The organism is Kitasatospora sp. NPDC023120 (assembly GCF_055560835.1).
In genome coordinates, this window is sequence record NZ_JBVHHY010000024.1 from 59,908 (window position 1) to 77,664 (window position 17,757).

Consider the following 17,757-nt stretch of genomic DNA (forward strand, 5'->3'; position numbering starts at 1 on the left):
GCTGACTCGATCAAGGCTTTGTTGTACATCGAGTAAATGTTCGACCGGAATCCGACCCGGGCAGTCTAATCGGCGCCCCGATCCACACCGACACGCCAGGGGTGCCGCGTCCCCCTGGGACCTAGATGTAGTGGCTACAGTCCTCTCCGTGCCCAAGTGGTAGTGGTCACGGCGCATGATCAGCTTGCCGAGGCCGGGGGCGCATCGCATAGACTCAACTGGTCCGCACGATCTGCCAGGGAGGGATCCCGAGGTGCACTGCCCCTTCTGCCGGCACTCCGACAGCCGCGTTGTCGACAGCCGGACCACCGAGGACGGCAGCTGCATCCGCCGCCGTCGGCAGTGCCCGGACTGCGGCCGCCGCTTCACCACCGTGGAGACGGCCGCGCTGATGGTCATCAAGCGCAGCGGCGTCACCGAGCCGTTCTCCCGGCAGAAGGTCATCACCGGCGTCCGCAAGGCCTGCCAGGGCAGACCGGTCACCGAGGATGCGCTGGCCCAGCTCGGGCAGCGGGTCGAGGAGTGCGTGCGGGCCAGCGGCAACGCCGAGCTGACCACCCACGACGTGGGCCTGGCCATACTCGGCCCGCTCAAGGAACTCGACGTGGTCGCCTACCTGCGCTTCGCCAGCGTGTACCAGGCGTACGACGGACTGGAAGACTTCGAGGCCGCCATCGCGGAACTCCGCGCCGAGCAGCCCCTCACCCCGGAGACGGACGACGCCTGCGTGTCCGTCTCCGCCGCCGCGCCCTAGGAGGCGTCGGCCACCGGCCCCCAGGCGGGGGCCTAGCCGCACCACAAGGCCCCGCGGGGCCCCGGCGTGCCCGGAAACGGGGCGCAGAACACTACAAACCGTGCGAACACAGGCAGGGTCTCCGCCTGCCCGCACACCGGAAGAACGAACCAGCGGTGCCCGGACTTTTCAGGGCACTACGGGCGTTTGCCCAGGAGGAGGAGCGAGAAGTGACAGACACCACGAGCGGTTCCGCACGCGGGTCGAAGTCCGAGAAGGCCGCGGCCAAGGGCGCCAAGGCCCCGAAGGGCGGTCTGCGGATGGAGCGCATCCACACCACTCCTGGCGTGCACCCGTACGACGCGGTCCGCTGGGAGCGGCGCGACGTCGTGATGACCAACTGGCGTGACGGGTCGATCAACTTCGAGCAGCGCGGCGTCGAGTTCCCCGACTTCTGGTCGGTCAACGCCGTCAACATCGTCACGTCCAAGTACTTCCGCGGCGCCGTCGGCAGCCCGCAGCGCGAGTGGAGCCTCAAGCAGATCATCGACCGCGTGGTGCTCACCTACCGCGCCGCCGGCGAGAAGCACGGCTACTTCGCCACCAAGGACGACGCCGAGATCTTCGAGCACGAGCTGACCCACGCCCTCCTCCACCAGGTGTTCAGCTTCAACTCGCCGGTCTGGTTCAACGTCGGCACCAAGCAGCCCCAGCAGGTCAGCGCCTGCTTCATCCTGTCCGTCGACGACTCCATGGAGTCGATCCTCGACTGGTACAAGGAAGAGGGCATGATCTTCAAGGGCGGCTCCGGCGCCGGCCTCAACCTCTCCCGGATCCGCTCCTCCAAGGAGCTGCTCTCCTCCGGCGGCAACGCCTCCGGCCCGGTCTCCTTCATGCGCGGCGCCGACGCCTCGGCCGGCACCATCAAGTCGGGCGGCGCCACCCGCCGCGCGGCCAAGATGGTCGTGCTCGACGTCGACCACCCGGACGTCGAGGCCTTCATCGAGACCAAGGTGAAGGAGGAGGAGAAGATCCGCGCCCTGCGCGACGCGGGCTTCGACATGGACCTCGGCGGGGACGACATCACCTCCGTCCAGTACCAGAACGCCAACAACTCGGTCCGCGTCTCCGACGAATTCATGACCGCCGTCGAGAACGGCACCGAATTCGGCCTGCGCGCCCGGATGACCGGCGAGGTCATCGAGACCGTCGACGCGAAGAAGCTGTTCCGCAAGATGGCCGAGGCCGCCTGGGCCTGCGCCGACCCCGGCATCCAGTACGACTCCACCATCAACCACTGGCACACCTGCCCGGAGTCCGGCCGCATCAACGCGTCCAACCCCTGCTCCGAGTACATGCACCTGGACAACTCCAGCTGCAACCTCGCCTCGCTCAACCTGATGAAGTTCCTCCGCGACGACGACTCGTTCGACGCCGAGCGCTTCGCCAAGGTCGTCGAGCTGGTCATCACCGCGATGGACATCTCCATCTGCTTCGCCGACTTCCCGACCGAGAAGATCGGCGAGACCACCCGCGCCTACCGCCAGCTCGGCATCGGCTACGCCAACCTCGGCGCCCTGCTGATGGCCACCGGCCACGCCTACGACAGCGAGGGCGGCCGCGCCCTGGCCGGCGCCATCACCTCGCTGATGACCGGCACCGCCTACCGCCGCGGCGCCGAACTCGCCGGCGTGGTGGGCCCGTACGACGGCTACGCCCGCAACGCGGCCGCGCACCAGCAGGTCATGAAGCAGCACGCGGACGCCTCGCTGGACGCCGTCTCGGTCGACGAGCTGGACGCCCCGGTCTGGCTGGCGGCCAACAAGACCTGGCAGGACGTCGTGCGCATCGGTGCGCAGAACGGCTTCCGCAACGCCCAGGCCTCGGTGCTCGCCCCGACCGGCACCATCGGCCTGATGATGGACTGCGACACCACCGGCGTCGAGCCCGACCTGGCCCTGGTCAAGTTCAAGAAGCTCGTCGGCGGCGGCTCGATGCAGATCGTCAACGGCACCGTCCCGCGCGCCCTCAAGCGCCTCGGCTACCAGGACGAGCAGATCGAGGCGGTCGTCGCCCACATCGCCGAGCACGGCAACGTGGTGGACGCGCCGGGTCTGAAGCCCGAGCACTACGAGGTGTTCGACTGCGCGATGGGCGAGCGCTCCATCTCGCCGATGGGGCACGTGCGGATGATGGCCGCGATCCAGCCGTGGATCTCCGGCGCCATCTCCAAGACCGTCAACATGCCGGCCGCCGCGACCGTCGAGGACGTCGAGGAGATCTACTTCGAGGCGTGGAAGATGGGCGTCAAGGCGCTCGCCATCTACCGCGAAAACTCGAAGGTCGGCCAGCCGCTCTCGGCCAAGAAGAAGGACGAGAAGGCCGAGGAGGCCGAGGCCCCCGCCGCGGTCGAGAAGGTCGTCGAGTACCGCCCGGTCCGCAAGCGCCTGCCCAAGGGCCGCCCGGGCATCACCACCTCCTTCACGGTCGGTGGCGCCGAGGGCTACATGACCGCCAACTCCTACCCGGACGACGGCCTCGGCGAGGTCTTCCTGAAGATGTCCAAGCAGGGCTCGACCCTCGCGGGCATGATGGACGCCTTCTCCATCGCCGTCTCGGTCGGCTTGCAGTACGGCGTGCCGCTGGAGACCTACGTCTCGAAGTTCACCAACATGCGCTTCGAGCCGGCCGGTCTGACCGACGACCCGGACGTGCGGATGGCGCAGTCGATCGTCGACTACATCTTCCGCCGCCTGGCGCTGGACTTCCTGCCCTTCGAGACCCGCTCGGCGCTCGGCATCCACTCCGTCGAGGAGCGCCAGCGCCACCTGGAGACCGGCTCGTACGAGCCGCTGGAGGCCGAGGAGCTCGACACCGAGTCGCTCGCCCAGTCGGCCCCGGTGGTCTCCAAGCCCGCCCCGGCCGCCGAGACGCCCAAGGCGGCCCCGAAGCAGGCCCACAACTCCACGGAGCTGATGGAGATCCAGCTCGGCCTCAACGCCGACGCCCCGCTCTGCTTCTCCTGCGGCACCAAGATGCGCCGCGCCGGCAGCTGCTACCTCTGCGAGGGCTGCGGCTCCACCAGCGGCTGCAGCTGACCGTGTTCGACCCCGGTTTCACCCGATGAGGTGAATACCTGAGGCGGGGCGAGGACTTCACGTCCTCGCCCCGCCTTTCTGCGTTTCCGGATGCCGATGTCACGGATCGGGGCGGTGGTCGGTCCGTAGGGGTGAGAGGTACTCGACGGAAGGAATTGGCGTGGTGAACGGGACGGTGCTGGTGACCGGGGCGACGGGGACGTTGGGGCGGGAGGTGGTGCGGCTGCTGGTGGCGCGCGGGGTGGCGGTGCGGGGGTTGAGCCGGCGGGTGCGGGACGGGGGTGACGGGGTCGAGTGGGTGGTCGGGGACCTGGTGAGCGGAGCCGGGATCGCGGAGGCGATGGCCGGGGTCGAGGTGGTGGTGGATTGCGCGACCACGCAGAAGAAGGCGGACGTGTCGGGGGTGCGGACGCTGGTGGAGCGGGCGCGGGAGGCCGGGGTGCGGCACCTCGTGTACGTGTCGATCGTGGGGATCGACCGGGTGCCGCTCGCGTACTACCGGGCGAAGCTCGCCTGTGAACGGGTGGTGCGGGAGTCGGGTCTGGGGTGGACGGTGCTGCGGGCGACGCAGTTCCACGACCTGCTGCTGAAGATCTTCGACGCCTCGGCGAAGCTGCCGGTGTTCCCGGCGCCCGGTGGGGTCCGGTTCCAGCCGGTGGACGTCCGGGAGGTGGCCGCGGCGGTGGCCGGGCTGGTGGGGGAGGAGCCCGCCGGGTTCGCGCCGGAGGTGGCCGGGCCGCAGGTGCGGTCGTACCGGGAGCTGGCCGAGGCGTACCTGCGGGCGGCGGGCAAGCGGCGGTTGCTGCTGCCGCTGCGGATCCCGGGTGCGGTCGGCCGGGGGCTGCGCGAGGGCGGGAACCTGGCGCCGGAACGGGCGGTGGGCACGGGGACCTTCGAGGAGGCGCTGGACCGGCGGTTCGGGGGCCGCTGAGGGCGCCCCCCAAGATGTCAACTCTGGTTGACATCCGCGCGGGTGTCAACCAGAGTTGACAGCATGAGCGAGAGCGGAGAACTCGCGGCCGCGGCGAGCAGTCGTGACCCCGCCGTGGGGCTCCGGGCGGTCCGCGCCCTGCGTGATCTGGCGGACCGGCTGGAGGCCCTGCAGGTGGGCAGCGCCCGGTCGCAGGGCTGGTCCTGGCAGGACATCGCGGTCTGCCTCGGGGTGACCAGGCAAGCGGTGCACAAGAAGTACGCGAAGCGCGGTATCCGCGGTGACGAGGACGGAGGCTGAGCGATGTTCGAGCGTTTCACCCCTGTGGCGCGGCAGGTGGTGGTCGATGCGCAGCGGGAGGCGAGGGAGCTGCGGCACGGCTACCTCGGGACGGAGCACCTCCTGCTGGCGATCCTGAGGCGGCCGGAGGACCCGGCCGTCGGGGTGCTGACGGAGGCGGGGCTGGACCACGGAACGGCGCGGCAGGCGGTTCGCCGGCTGCTGGGGGAGGGGGGCCAGGCGCAGGCGCTGGCCTCGATCGGGGTCGACCTGGACGCGGTGCGGGAGGCGGTCGAATCGGTCTTCGGTGAGGGGGCGCTGGACGCCCCGCCCGAGGAGGAGCCGAAGCGCCGGGGCTGGTTCCGCTCCGGCGGCGGGTTCGGTGGGCACATCCCGTTCACGGCCCGGGCCAAGAAGGTGCTGGAGCTGTCGCTGCGGGAGTCGCTGCGGCTGAAGTCGGGGGAGATCGCGGTCGGGCACCTGCTGCTCGGGGTGCTGCGCGAGGGGGAGGGCCTCGGGGCGCGGGTGATCGCCGAGCACGGGCTGGATCCGAAGGCCGTCCGGGAGACGGTCGAGCGGAAGCTGGGCTGAGCCCCGGCGGTGAACCGGGCCACCCGGTGGTGCGGCGGTTGCGTCGCCAATCGGTGTACGGGACGTGGATGAAGGAGACTGCCCGTCAACTGGCCGCTTGAGGCCAATGTCTGAATCGATATGATCGGCCCAAAGCGTGAACCGATCAGCCGCCCGGAGACGTTTCGCGACGTCGCCGGGCGGTCTGGTATGCGCCCGACCAGCTGTCGGCGGTCGCGACCGTCGCCGACCCGCCGCCGCGCCGCCGCCCGCCGACGTTGCCGAGGACCGCACCGATGAGAGAAGCCACCAGCCCCGACGGCTGGCCGCGCCGACGGCCCGCGCCGCGCACCGTCGCCCTGACGGCGGCCGCCGTCCTGCTGGCGCTGGTCGCCGCACCGGTCGGGGTCGCCCGGGCCCTGGACGCGCACCAGCCGCTCACCGCCCTCGCCGTGGGCGCCGTCACCGTCCTGTGGCTGATCGCCGTCGGCCTCGCGGCCATCGGCGCCGAGCGCTCCCACAAGCTCGCCGAGGACGTGGAGGAGCAGCACCGGGAGGCGACGACGGCACTGGTCGTCGCCGGCTCCGCCCGGCAGGCCGAGGCGGCGGCCAAGGGCCGCGCCACCGCCGCCGAGGCCGAGCGGGACGCCGCCCGCGCCGAGAAGGCCCGGGCCGAGGCGGACGTCGCCGCCGCGCACGCCGAGCTGGCCCGGGTGCGGGCCGAGCTGGACGCCGAGCGGGCCGGCGCGGAGGCGGAGCGGGTACGGGTCGAGGCCGAGCGCGCCGAGTTGGACCGGATCGCCGAGGGTGTCCTGCCCGAGGTGGTGAAGAAGTTGCGTGGGGGCGCGGCGGTGGACAGCGCGCTGGCCGCCCATCGCAAGCACCCCCAGTACGCGCTGCTGCGCGCGGTCGGTGAGGAGATCGGCCGGGGCGAGCGGCTGCGGGCCGCCGCGCTCGCGGTCTGCGCGACCGCGGCCGGGCGGGTGCAGGCGCTGGCCACGAGCATGCACGCCGAGCTGCGCGAGATGCAGCACCGGCATGACGAGGAGGTCCTCGGGGACCTGCTGAGCCTGGACCACTCGACCGCCCAGGCGGGCCGGATGGCCGACAGCATCGCGGTGCTCACCGGCGCCCGCTCGGGGCGGCGCTGGGCCAAGCCGATCGCGGTGGAGTCGGTGCTGCGCGGCGCGCTCGGCCGGATCGGCGCCTACCAGCGGGTGCGGCTGCACAACGCCAGCACCGCCGCGGTCGCCGGGTACGCCGCCGAGGGTGTCATGCACGCGCTGGCCGAGCTGCTGGACAACGCCACCAACTTCTCCGCCCCGCCGTCCGAGGTGCACGTCTACGTCGAGGAGGTGCCGGCCGGGCTGGCGGTCACCGTCGAGGACAGTGGCCTGGGCCTGGGCGAGAGCTGGCTGCGCCGGGCCGAGCGGGCCGTCTCCGCCGAGCCGCTGGACCTCGCCACGCTCTCCGCCGGTACCCGGCTGGGGCTCGCGGTGGTCGGCGTGCTGGCGCGCAAGCACGGGCTGCAGATCTCCTTCCGGCCGTCGGCCCGCGGCGGTACGGGGGTGGTGATGCTGATCCCGCAGCAGCTGGTCACGCATCAGGCTCCGGCGCCCGCCCCGGTGTCGGCCCCGACGCAGGCGCCCGCCGCAGAGTCCGCGCGCCCCGCGCTCACCCCCGCCCGCCCAGCGCCCGCGCCCCTGCCTCCGGCGCCTGCCGCTCCGGCCACGCTCGCCACCCCCGTCTCTCCCACGCCCGTCGCCGCCGCCCCCCTGGCGCCCGCGCCCGCCTGGATGACCGACAGCGGCCTGCCGCAGCGGCGTCGCGGGCAGACCCTGACCACCGCCCCGGCGACCGACCGGCCCGCGAAGCCCGTACGCGCCGACGCGGCGAGCGCGGCCGCCCGGTTCGGCGCGTTCCGCCGGGCCGCGGCCCGTCCGGTGGAGGGCGAGCAGCACTCCACCGGGAACCCGACGCCGACGCCGGCCCCGACGGCGCTCCCGGCAGCGACGCCGGCTCCGGTGCTGATGCCGACGCCGGCCAAGGACCCCGACACCACGCCCGACGCTTCCCCCGTCACCGAGTAAGGACACCTGATGAGCAGCGCCCCCGATCGCGACCTCGACTGGCTGTTGGAAAACCTGCTGGCGGCAACCCCCGGCACCCGGCACGCCCTGGTTCTCTCCGCCGACGGCCTCAAGCTCTGCCACACCGCCGGGCTGAGCACCGACCAGGCCGACCAGCTGGCCGCGATCGCCTCCGGCCTGCAGAGCCTGGCGCACGGCGCCTCGATCGAGTTCGGCGACGGCAGCGGCGGCGTGCGGCAGTCGATGACCGAGTTCCACGGCGGCATCCTGTGCATCGTGGCGGCCGGCGAGGGCGCGCACCTCGCGGTGGTCACCGACGACGAGGCGGACGTCGGCGTGGTCGGCCACAACATGCACGGCCTGATCGAGCAGATCGGCGTCCACCTCAGCGCGCCGGCCCGCGACGCGGAGGCCGCCGAGGAGGCCGGAGCCGCAGCCGCGGCCGTGGACGGGAGCGCCACCACACAAGAGGGCGCGGGGATATGACCGACGGGCCGGTGCTGCCGGGCCGCGACGACGACCCGGACCGCCTCTACACCATCACCAAGGGCCGCAGCCGCGCCCCGGAGAACGCCTTCGACCTGGTCACCCTGATCGTCGCCGAACGGCAGCCGGCGCCCGGGATGCAGTCGGAGCACGTCCGGATCCTGCGGATGTGCGAGGCCCCGACCGCCGTCGTGGAGGTGGCGGCGGAGCTGGGGCTGCCCGTCTCGGTGGTGAAGATCCTGCTCGGCGACCTGCTGGAGTCCGGGGCGGTCACCGCCCGTCACCCCCGGTTCGCGCCGAACAAGGCCCGGCTGCCCGACCTCGACACGCTGAAGCAGGTGCTGCATGGCCTCCAACGGCTCTGACGTCCGGCCCGCCGCCCCGCGCACCCCGCTGCGGGCGACCGCCGACAACGCGCTGAAGATCGTCGTGGTCGGCGGCTTCGGCGTGGGCAAGACCACGCTGGTCGGCTCGGTCAGCGAGATCCGCCCGCTGAACACCGAGGAGGTGATGACCCGGGCGGGGGAGGGCATCGACCCGGACGGCGCCTGGGGCAAGCGCTCCACCACGGTCGCCTTCGACTTCGGCCGGATCACCCTCTCCGCGCGCCAGGTGCTGTACCTGTTCGGCGCGCCCGGGCAGGAGCGCTTCTGGTTCCTCTGGGACCGGCTGTTCAGCGGGGCCCTGGGCGCGGTCGTCCTGGTGGACACCCGGCGGCTGGAGGACTCCTGGTACGCGATCGACCGGCTGGAGCACCACGGCACCCCGTTCATCGTGGCCCGCAACAACTTCGGCGAGCAGACCCACACCCTGGAGCAGGTCCGCGAGGCGCTGGACCTGCCGGCCGAGGTGCCGCTGGTGGACTGTGACGCGCGCGACCGCGAGTCAGGCAAGCGGGTGCTGATCGAACTGGTCCACCACCTGGCCGCCCTGGCCGGGGCCGATCTCGCCGGGCTCGACGAGGCCGATCCGGTCGGGACCGACGAGGCCGATCCGGCCGGAGCCGACGAGGCCGCCCCGGCTGCGGCCCCCACCGCGATGTACGAGGAGAGCACCCCGTGACCGAGCCCGCCGTCACCCCGCCCCCGGGCTGCCCGGCGCACGCCGGCGCCACGCCGCTGTACGGGCCGCGCTTCCAGACCGACCCGGCCCAGCTCTACCGCGAGCTGCGCGCCGCGCACGGCCCGGTCGCCCCGGTCGAGCTGGCCGGCGGCGTGCCCGCCTGGCTGGTCATCGGCTACCGCGAGCTGCAGCTGGTGACCGGTCAGCCGCAGCTGTTCGGCCGCGACTCCAGCCGCTGGCACGCCTGGGAGACGCTGCCCGCCGACTGGCCGCTGAAGCCGATGATGGCGCCGGTGCCCTCGATCCTGTACGCCGAGGGGGAGGAGCACGGCCGGCGTTCGCGCGCGGTCACCGACGCGCTGGCCGGGATCGACCCGTACGAGCTGCGCAAGCACTCCGAGGAGATCGCCGACCGGCTGATCGACGAGTTCGCCGGGCGCGGCGAGGCCGACCTGGTCGCCGAGTACGCGCACCGGATGCCGCTGCTGGTGCTGTGCCGGGTGCTCGGCCTGGACGAGGAGCAGGCGCCGCAGCTGATCACGGCGCTGCTGGCGATGCTGGACGGCGGCCCTGACGCGCCGGCCGGCGCCCAGCGGCTGCTGGAGCTGATGCTCGCCCTGGTGGAGGAGAAGGCCGAGCACCCGGGTGCCGACGTGGCCTCGCGGATGCTGGAGCACGAGGTCGGGCTGACCCACGACGAGGTGATGCGCGACCTGCGGGTGCTGCTGATCGCCGGCCACCAGCCGTGCTCGTACTGGATCTCCAACGCGCTGCGGCTGATGCTCACCGACGAGCGGTTCGCCGCCTCGCTGGCGGGCGGTCGGCGCAGCATCAGCCAGGCGCTCAACGAGGCGCTCTGGGAGGACACCCCGACGCAGATCTTCGCCGGGCGCTGGGCCGTCCGGGACACCCAGCTGGGCGGCCAGCGGATCGGCGCGGGCGACATGGTGCTGCTGGGCTTCGCCGGGGCCAACGCGGACCCGTCGGTCCGGCAGGCCGACGGTCGCCCGGCCGAGGGCAACCGGGCGCACATGAGCTACTCGTACGGCGAGCACGGCTGCCCGTTCCCGGCGCAGGAGGCGGCCGAGGTGATCGCGACCACCGCGATCGAGGTGCTGCTGGACCGACTGCCGGACCTGCGGCTGGCGGTGGCCGAGCACGCGCTGGTGTGGCGGCCGTCGGCCTGGGTGCGCGGGCTGGTGGCGCTGCCGGTCTCGTTCACCCCGGGCCACGCGGCCTGATCCGTCCGTGTCCCTCGGTGCCCGCGCCGCCGGTACCCGTCGCCGCCGGTACCCGTCGCCGTCGTCCCGGGCGCCCGTCGTTCCGGTATGCCCGTCGCCGTCCGATTCCCGTCGTCCGAAAGAGAGTTGCCGATGACCGCCGCTCCGGCCCCGATCGTCCTCGACCCGCTGGCCCGTGACAACGCGGCCGAGGGCGCCCTGCTGCGGGCGGCCGGCCCGGTGGTGCCGGTCGAGCTGCCCGGCGGCGTGGCCGCCTGGGCGGTGACGCAGCACGCGGCGGCCCGCGAGCTGCTGACGGACGCCCGGCTGGTGAAGGACGCCGCGCACTGGGGCGCCTACCAGCGCGGCGAGGTGTCGAAGACCTGGCCGCTGATCGGTCTGGCGGTGCCCGGTCCGAGCATGGTGACCACGGACGGTGCCGAGCACCGCCGGCTGCGGGCGCTGGTCGCGCAGGCCTTCACCCCGCGCCGGGTGGAGCTGATGCGCCCGCGCGTCGAGGAGATCACCCACGCGCTGCTGGACGCCCTGGCGGCGGGGGAGCCGGAGGTCGACCTGAAGACGGCCTTCGCCTTCCCGCTGCCGATGACGGTGATCTGCTCGCTGCTGGGCGTGCCGGAGTCGGACCACGGCGTGCTGCGTGACCTGTACGAGCGGTTCTTCGGCATCAAGCCGGACCCGGCGGGCATCCAGGCGACCATCGCCGGGCTGAACGCCTTCGTCAACGAGCTGGTGGCGCAGCGCCGTTCGGCCCCGGGCGAGGACCTGGCGAGCGTGCTGCTGGCGGCGGACACCGAGGGCGGGGCGCTGACCGACGCGGAGGCGGCGGCCACCCTGCGGGTGATCATCGCGGCCGGCCACGAGACCACGGTGAACCTGATCGGCAACGCGGTGCGGGCGCTGCTGGCCCACCCGGACCAGCTGGAGCTGGTGCGCTCGGGCCAGGTGTCCTGGGACGCGGTGGTGGAGGAGTCGCTCCGCTGGACGCCGCCGACCAGCAACTTCCTGTTCCGCTTCACCGCCGCGCCAATACCGGTCGGCGACGTGGTGATCCCGGCGGGCGAGCCGGTGCTGGTCTCGTACAACGCGATCGGCCGTGACCCGCTGCAGCACGGGGTGACGGCTGAGCTGTTCGACATCACCCGGGACCCGAGCCGCCACCTGTCCTTCGGCCACGGCCCGCACGTGTGCCCGGGCTCGCCGCTGGCCCGGCTGGAGGCGGGGATCGCGCTGCCGGCGCTGTTCGACCGTTTCCCGGAGCTGTCGCTCGCGGTGCCGGACGCCGAGCTGCGGCCGAGCGGGTCGCTGGTGGTGAACAGTCTGCTGGAGCTGCCGATCCGGCTGTTCCGAGCCGGCGCGATCAGTGTCTGACGTATCGTCATGTGGTGGGCCCCGTCCGGATTCCGGTCGGGGCCTTCGACTTCTGGTGGTGGCGATCCGGGAATCGCCTGGTCGCGGAGCACGGTCGGGACACCGGCTTGTGAAAGTCGAACGCGGACCTTGGCGAAGGGCGGCTGCTGCGTTAACGTCTTCGATCAGTTCGGCCGCCGCCCGCTCGCGATCCCTGTAGGCCCATCTCCGGTACAGCGCAATGTCGTTCAGCCACCATCGGCAGCATGCCCTGGCGAGGAGGACCGCATTGACCCCCACCCCGACCGCGCCGCAACCGAGTCACCGCCGGCGACTGGCCGCCGTACCCGCCCTGCTGGCGGCACTGGCGCTGACCGCGGCCTGCTCCAACAGTTCCGGCGGTTCGGGTGACGGCGGAGGCGCCGCCGCCCAGTCGCTGTCCGGCGACTGCGCCAAGTACCAGCCGTACGCCGGGCATTCGGGCACGACCGTGACGGTGTTCGCCTCCATCCTGAGCCCGGAGTCGGACAACCTGGAGAAGTCCTGGTCCGAGTTCGCCAAGTGCACCGGGATCAAGATCAGTTACGAGGGATCGAACGACTTCGAGTCGCAGCTGCCGGTCCGGGTGGCCGGCGGCAACGCCCCGGACTTCGCGATCGTCCCGCAACCGGGCCTGCTGGCGCAGATGGTGAAGAGCGGCAAGGTGGTGAAACCACCCGCCCAGACCGTCGCCAACCAGGACAAGTGGAGCCCGATCTGGAAGACCTACGGCTCGGTCAACGGCACCTTCTACGCGGCTCCGATGAGCGCCAACATGAAGTCGCTGGTCTGGTACTCGCCGAAGGCCTTCAAGGCGGCCGGCTACGAGGCGCCGAAGACCTGGGCGGAGCTGATGGCGCTCAGTGACCGGATCGCCAAGGCCGGCGGCGCCAAGCCGTGGTGCGGCGGAATCGCCTCCGGTACGGCCACCGGCTGGCCGGCCACCGACTGGCTGGAGGAGGTGGTGCTGGGCAGCTACGGCGGCGACGTGTACGACCAGTGGGTCGGCCACCGGGTGAAGTTCTCCGACGAGAAGATCACCACGGCGATGAAGACGGTCGCCGACTGGATGCAGAACCCGGCCTGGGTCAACGCGGGCTTCGGCGACGTGAAGTCGATCGCCACCACCACCTTCCAGGACGCGGGCACGCCGGTCCTGAGCGGCAAGTGCATGATGCTGCAGCAGGCCTCCTTCTACGAGGCGCAGTGGCCCAAGGGCACCAAGGTCGGCCCGGACGGCGACGTCTTCGCCTTCCACCTGCCCGCGGTGAACCCGTCCGTCGCCAACCCGGTCGAGGGCGGTGGTGAGTTCCTGGCCGCCTTCGCGAGCCGGCCCGAGGTGCAGGCGGTGCAGAACTACCTGTCCAGCTCGGACTGGGCGAGCAGCCGGGTGAAGACCGCGAGCGGCTGGGTCTCGGCCAATCAGGGCGTGGACAAGAGCCTGTACACCGACCCGATCGACAAGCTGTCGGCCGAGGCGCTGACCGACCCCGCGGCCACCTTCCGCTTCGACGGCTCCGACCTGATGCCGGCCGCGGTCGGCGCCGGGCAGGAGTGGAAGTCGCTCACCGCCTGGTTCGCCGAGGGGCAGTCGATCCAGAAGACCGCCGCCGACATCGACGCCGCCTGGCCGCAGTAGCCGGGCGGCAGCGGCCGGACCGCGGCAGCCGGGTCGTCGACACCGGCACCGTCCGGCCGCTGCGGCCGGGTCGCGGCAGTCCGGCTCCGACGCGCTCCGGCGCGTCACCGGGACCACCTGTCGAGGGTGGTGCGGGGCCACCCACCCGCACCGCCCGCCCCCTTCCCACCGCACCCCAAGGCACCCGAAGGGACGTACAGTCATGTCCGTATCCGGATCCACGTCGCCCGCTGCGCTGGCCGCCGAGAGACTGGCGGCCGGCTCCTGGGGCGACGCGGCGGTCAAGTTCGGCAACACCTTCGGTGCCGTCGCGGGCTTCCTCGGCATCCTGCTGGTGGTCTTCCTGGTCGCCGGCCGGGCCCGCGGCAGGCTGGCCCGCCCGCTCGCCGTCGCGGTGTTCCTCGGGCCGGCGGTGCTGCTGCTGGCGGTGGGCCTGGTGGTGCCGCTGATCCGCACCGTCTACCTGAGCCTGCAGAACGACGACGGCAGCCGGTTCGTCGGCGGCGAGAACTTCGGCTGGGCGCTGACCACCGACTCGGTGCAGGACGTGCTGTTCAACACCCTGCTGTGGCTGGTGGTCGCACCGCTGGTGGCGACCGGGCTGGGGCTGGTGCTGGCGCTCCTGGTGGACCGGATGCGCGGCCAGTCCGTGTACAAGTCGCTGATCTTCATGCCGATGGCGATCTCGCTGGTCGGCGCCTCGATCATCTTCAAGTTCGTCTACGAGTCGCGCGGCCCCGGGCAGCCGCAGATCGGCCTGCTGAGCCGACTCGCCGTCGCGGTGGGCTGGGAGGACCCGCCGAACTGGATGCTCTCGCAGCCGCTGAACACCTTCCTGCTGATGGCGGTGCTGGTCTGGGTGCAGACCGGCTTCGCGATGGTGGTGCTCTCGGCGGCGATCAAGGCGATCCCGGACGAGGTCGTGGAGGCGGCCCGGCTGGACGGCGCGAGCGGGGTGCGGCTGTTCTGGTACGTCACCGTGCCGATGATCCGCACCACGGTGATGGTGGTGCTGACCACCGTCATGATCATCACGCTGAAGGCCTTCGACATCGTCCGCACCATGACCGGCGGCAACTTCGGCACCCAGGTGCTGGCCAACGAGATGTACTCGCAGTCCTTCGTGCAGTTCAACGCCGGGCGGGGCAGCGCCCTCGCGGTGATCCTCTTCCTCGCGGTGCTGCCGCTGGTGGCCTACAACATCGTCCAGCTGCGGAAGGAGCGTGAGGTGCGGTGACCTCGCTTCGGAAGACCTCCGTCCCGAAGGCGCTGACCGGAACAGCCGGAGGCCCGGGCAGGCCCGCGAGGGCTGCCGGCGGCCCCGGCGGTCCGGTCCGCAAGGCCTTCAGCAGCCCGCTGGCCTCGGTGTTCGTGATCGCGATGACGGTGCTCTGGACGATCCCGACACTGGGCCTGCTGGTGACCTCGCTGCGCCCCAAGCAGGACGTGACCTCCAGCGGCTGGTGGAGCGCCCTGCTCCACCCGGACTTCGGCCTCGGCAACTACCACTCGGTGCTGTTCGAGGGCGGCTCCGGCGCCTCCACCGGTCTGATGCCGTTCCTGGTGAACTCGCTGGCGATCAGCGTCCCGGCGACCGTCTTCCCACTGGTGCTCGCGGCGATGGCGGCCTACGCGCTGGCCTGGGTGCGGTTCCGGGGGAGCGACGCGGTCTTCTTCACGGTGTTCGCGCTGCAGGTGGTGCCGCTCCAGATGGCGCTGATCCCGCTGCTGCGGCTGTTCGCCGGCGGCGCGCACCTGGGATCGCTGACGCTGGTCCCGGCGGTGGACCTGAAGGGCAGCTACGCGCCGGTCTGGCTGGCGCACACCATGTTCGCGATGCCGCTGGCGGTGTTCCTGCTGCACAACTTCATCGCCCAGCTGCCGCGCGACCTGATGGAGGCGGCGGTGGTGGACGGCGCCTCGCACTTCAAGATCTTCCGCTCGATCGTGCTGCCGCTGAGCGCCCCGGCGCTGGCCTCGTTCGCGATCTTCCAGTTCCTGTGGGTCTGGAACGACCTGCTGGTCGCGCTGACATTCGCGGGCGGCACGCCGGAGGTGGCGCCGATGACGGTACGGCTGGCGCAGCTGTCGGGCTCCCTCGGCGGGCGCTGGGAGCTGCTGACGGCGGGGGCGTTCCTGTCGATCATCGTGCCGCTGGCCGTCTTCTTCAGCCTGCAGCGGTACTTCGTGCGGGGGCTGCTGGCCGGCTCGGTGAAGGGGTAACCGGCGGGATGACCGGAGGAGCACCGAGGGCACGGCCGGTGGTGGCTGGTGGCTGGCGGCGAGGGCGGTGGCGAGGCTGGCGGCGAGGGTGGTTCTGAACGCGTTCAGAATCAACTTTTGAACCTGTTCAGAATGGTCTACAGTCGGCAGTGACGGCGGCGCCGAGCGCGCCCGCCGGCGGACTGCCCCGAGGGCGGCTTCCGCATGCCCGTCGACCACTGAGGGGGACCCATGTCCGGTCTGTCCACGCCCGCCTCGGCCGATCCGCCGCCCCCGCCGGTGCGGCCGCGCTACGAGCCCTTCGGCGCGGGCGGTCCGTACGGTCCGTCCGGCCCCTACCGGGCAGCCGGCACACGCGCGCCCAGGAGCTGGTTGCGACAGAGCGAACCCGAACGCCGGGCGGCGGCCACGCCCCGGGTGCTCCTGGCAGCCCTGGTCACCGGCCTGCTGACGGCCTGGCTGCTGTACGACGGCCTAGGGGCGAACCTGCTGGTCTGTGGTGTCGCCGCCGCCGTCGGGGCCGGGTTCGCCGCCCGCGCGGCGGGCCGCCGGATCCGGCCCTGGACCGTCGTCTGGAGCCTGCTCGCCCTGGCCCTGCTCGCCGTCCCGGCGCTCTGGGAGGCCGGCTGGCCGACGCTGCTGGCCGTTCTCTGTGCGCTCGGCCTGGCGTCGCTCGCCCTGCACGGAGGGCGCCGGTGGTCCGGCGTCCTGCTCGCCCTCCCCGGCCTCCTGTGGCAGCTGGTGCCCGCCCTGGGGTGGGCCTGGACCAGCACCGAGGGGCGCCCGCTGCCCGGTCGCGGCCGGATCGTCCCGGTGCTCAAGGCGGTCGTGGTCGCCGCCGTCCTGCTGACCGTCTTCGGCCTGCTGTTCGCCAGCGCCGACGCCGCCATGGCGGACCTGCTGAGCAACCTCCGCCCGGACTTCGACCTCGACCAGTTCCCGGGGCGCGGTCTGCTGTTCGTGATCGGGACGCTCACCGCGCTGGGCTTCGCCCACATCGCGGCCGGCCCGCGCCGCTGGGACCGGACGGCGATCCGGCCGGGCCGGGAACGGCGGCGGCTGGAGTGGGCGCTGCCGCTGGTCGCGCTGAACCTGATGTTCGGCGTCTTCGCGGTGATCCAGGCCGTGGTGGTGCTCGGCGGCGCGGACGCCGTGCTCAGCAGCACCGGGATGAGCCGCTCCGCGTACGCCCGGCAGGGCTTCTGGCAGCTGAGCGTGATCACCGTGCTGACCCTGGTCGTGGTGGCGGTCGCCAAGCGCTGGGCGCCGCGCACCACCGCCGCCGACCGCCGGGTGGCGAGGATCCTGCTCGGGCTGCTCTGCGTGCTCGCACTGGCCGTGGTCGCCTCGGCTCTCGGCCGGATGTGGTTCTACGTGGACGCCTCCGGGCTCACCCAGCTGCGCCTCTGGGTGCTCGTGGTCGAGGTCTGGCTCGGCGTCGTCTTCCTGCTGCTGATCGCCTCCGGGCTGACCGGCCGCACCGGCTGGCTCCCGCGCACCGTCGTCCTCAGCGGGATGCTCACCGTCGCCGTGTACGGGCTGATGGGCCCCGACGCGATCATCGCCGAGCAGAACGTCGCCCGGTACGAGCAGGCGCTGCGGACCGACCCGCACACCGCGAGCATCGACCTGCGCAACGTCCGCACGCTCTCGGCGGACGCGGTGCCCGCCCTGGACCGGCTCCCCGAGCCGCAGCGGAGCTGTGCGCTGGAGCTGATCCGGGAGGACCTGGGCCAGGGGTCGACGCCCTGGTACGCGACCGCCGCCACCGTGGCACGGGCCCGGCAGATCCTGGCGGAGCGGCCGCCGGTCGACTCCTCGACGATCGGCCGCCGGGCCTGCGACCGCGCGGGGCTGGGGTACGAGGTCTGGTAGCCCCACCGGGGGTGGGGGTGTCCGGGACAGCGGCAGGGCCGGCCGGGAGCGTGCTGCTCCCGGCCGGCCCTGGGTGTCGTTGCGGCGTGCCCGCCGGTGCCGGTCGGTGTTCCGTCGGCGCCCGTAAGCGACCGTAAGCGACCG

15 protein-coding genes are annotated in these 17,757 nt (G+C 72.4%); all 15 read left to right on the plus strand.

The window, feature by feature from the left end; translation table 11 throughout:
• The first annotated feature begins 253 nt into the window (after positions 1-253).
• The 15 genes from nrdR to ACZ3TI_RS30415 all read left to right on the plus strand — a co-directional run bounded on the left by nrdR (position 254) and on the right by ACZ3TI_RS30415 (position 17,613).
• Complete coding sequence (nrdR, locus tag ACZ3TI_RS30345; RefSeq protein WP_465731787.1) at positions 254-754, plus strand: transcriptional regulator NrdR; 501 nt, start codon at positions 254-256, stop codon at positions 752-754.
• A gap of 209 nt (positions 755-963) precedes the next feature.
• Positions 964-3,831 (plus strand): vitamin B12-dependent ribonucleotide reductase, encoded by a 2,868-nt coding sequence (locus ACZ3TI_RS30350; RefSeq protein WP_465731789.1) that lies wholly within the window; start codon positions 964-966, stop codon positions 3,829-3,831.
• Positions 3,832-3,991: 160 nt separating this feature from the next.
• On the plus strand, positions 3,992-4,762 hold the full coding sequence (locus ACZ3TI_RS30355; RefSeq protein WP_465731791.1) for an SDR family oxidoreductase: 771 nt from the start codon (positions 3,992-3,994) through the stop codon (positions 4,760-4,762).
• A 63-nt stretch (positions 4,763-4,825) separates the two neighbouring features.
• On the plus strand, positions 4,826-5,062 hold the full coding sequence (locus ACZ3TI_RS30360; RefSeq protein ID WP_465731793.1) for an RNA polymerase subunit sigma-70: 237 nt from the start codon (positions 4,826-4,828) through the stop codon (positions 5,060-5,062).
• Positions 5,063-5,065: 3 nt separating this feature from the next.
• Positions 5,066-5,632: a Clp protease N-terminal domain-containing protein gene (locus ACZ3TI_RS30365; RefSeq protein ID WP_465731795.1), complete on the plus strand. Its 567-nt coding sequence runs from the start codon at positions 5,066-5,068 to the stop codon at positions 5,630-5,632.
• A gap of 275 nt (positions 5,633-5,907) precedes the next feature.
• Positions 5,908-7,701, plus strand: a complete 1,794-nt coding sequence (locus ACZ3TI_RS30370) for a sensor histidine kinase (protein ID WP_465731797.1) — start codon at positions 5,908-5,910, stop codon at positions 7,699-7,701.
• Positions 7,702-7,710: 9 nt separating this feature from the next.
• A complete protein-coding gene (locus ACZ3TI_RS30375) occupies positions 7,711-8,187 on the plus strand; it encodes a roadblock/LC7 domain-containing protein (protein ID WP_465731799.1) in 477 nt (158 codons plus the stop codon).
• The gene (locus ACZ3TI_RS30380; protein ID WP_465731800.1) at positions 8,184-8,552 is read left to right on the plus strand and encodes a DUF742 domain-containing protein; all 369 of its coding nucleotides are present in this window, start codon (positions 8,184-8,186) and stop codon (positions 8,550-8,552) included. Before ACZ3TI_RS30375 ends, ACZ3TI_RS30380 begins: the two co-directional genes overlap by 4 nt.
• The gene (locus tag ACZ3TI_RS30385) at positions 8,533-9,249 is read left to right on the plus strand and encodes a GTP-binding protein (RefSeq protein ID WP_465731802.1); all 717 of its coding nucleotides are present in this window, start codon (positions 8,533-8,535) and stop codon (positions 9,247-9,249) included. Before ACZ3TI_RS30380 ends, ACZ3TI_RS30385 begins: the two co-directional genes overlap by 20 nt.
• Entirely contained in the window at positions 9,246-10,490 is a 1,245-nt protein-coding gene (locus tag ACZ3TI_RS30390; RefSeq protein ID WP_465731804.1) for a cytochrome P450, read from the plus strand. Before ACZ3TI_RS30385 ends, ACZ3TI_RS30390 begins: the two co-directional genes overlap by 4 nt.
• A 132-nt stretch (positions 10,491-10,622) precedes the next feature.
• Positions 10,623-11,858 (plus strand): cytochrome P450 family protein, encoded by a 1,236-nt coding sequence (locus tag ACZ3TI_RS30395; protein WP_465731806.1) that lies wholly within the window; start codon positions 10,623-10,625, stop codon positions 11,856-11,858.
• 268 nt (positions 11,859-12,126) lie between these two features.
• Complete coding sequence (locus ACZ3TI_RS30400) at positions 12,127-13,515, plus strand: ABC transporter substrate-binding protein (RefSeq protein ID WP_465731808.1); 1,389 nt, start codon at positions 12,127-12,129, stop codon at positions 13,513-13,515.
• Between the two features lie 202 nt (positions 13,516-13,717).
• On the plus strand, positions 13,718-14,752 hold the full coding sequence (locus ACZ3TI_RS30405) for a carbohydrate ABC transporter permease (protein WP_465731810.1): 1,035 nt from the start codon (positions 13,718-13,720) through the stop codon (positions 14,750-14,752).
• A complete protein-coding gene (locus ACZ3TI_RS30410) occupies positions 14,749-15,738 on the plus strand; it encodes a carbohydrate ABC transporter permease (RefSeq protein WP_465731812.1) in 990 nt (329 codons plus the stop codon). Before ACZ3TI_RS30405 ends, ACZ3TI_RS30410 begins: the two co-directional genes overlap by 4 nt.
• Before the next feature lie 372 nt (positions 15,739-16,110).
• Positions 16,111-17,613 carry a DUF4153 domain-containing protein gene (locus tag ACZ3TI_RS30415; protein WP_465731814.1) on the plus strand — a complete coding sequence of 501 codons (1,503 nt, stop codon included), beginning with the start codon at positions 16,111-16,113 and terminating at the stop codon, positions 17,611-17,613.
• The last annotated feature ends 144 nt before the right edge of the window (positions 17,614-17,757 follow it).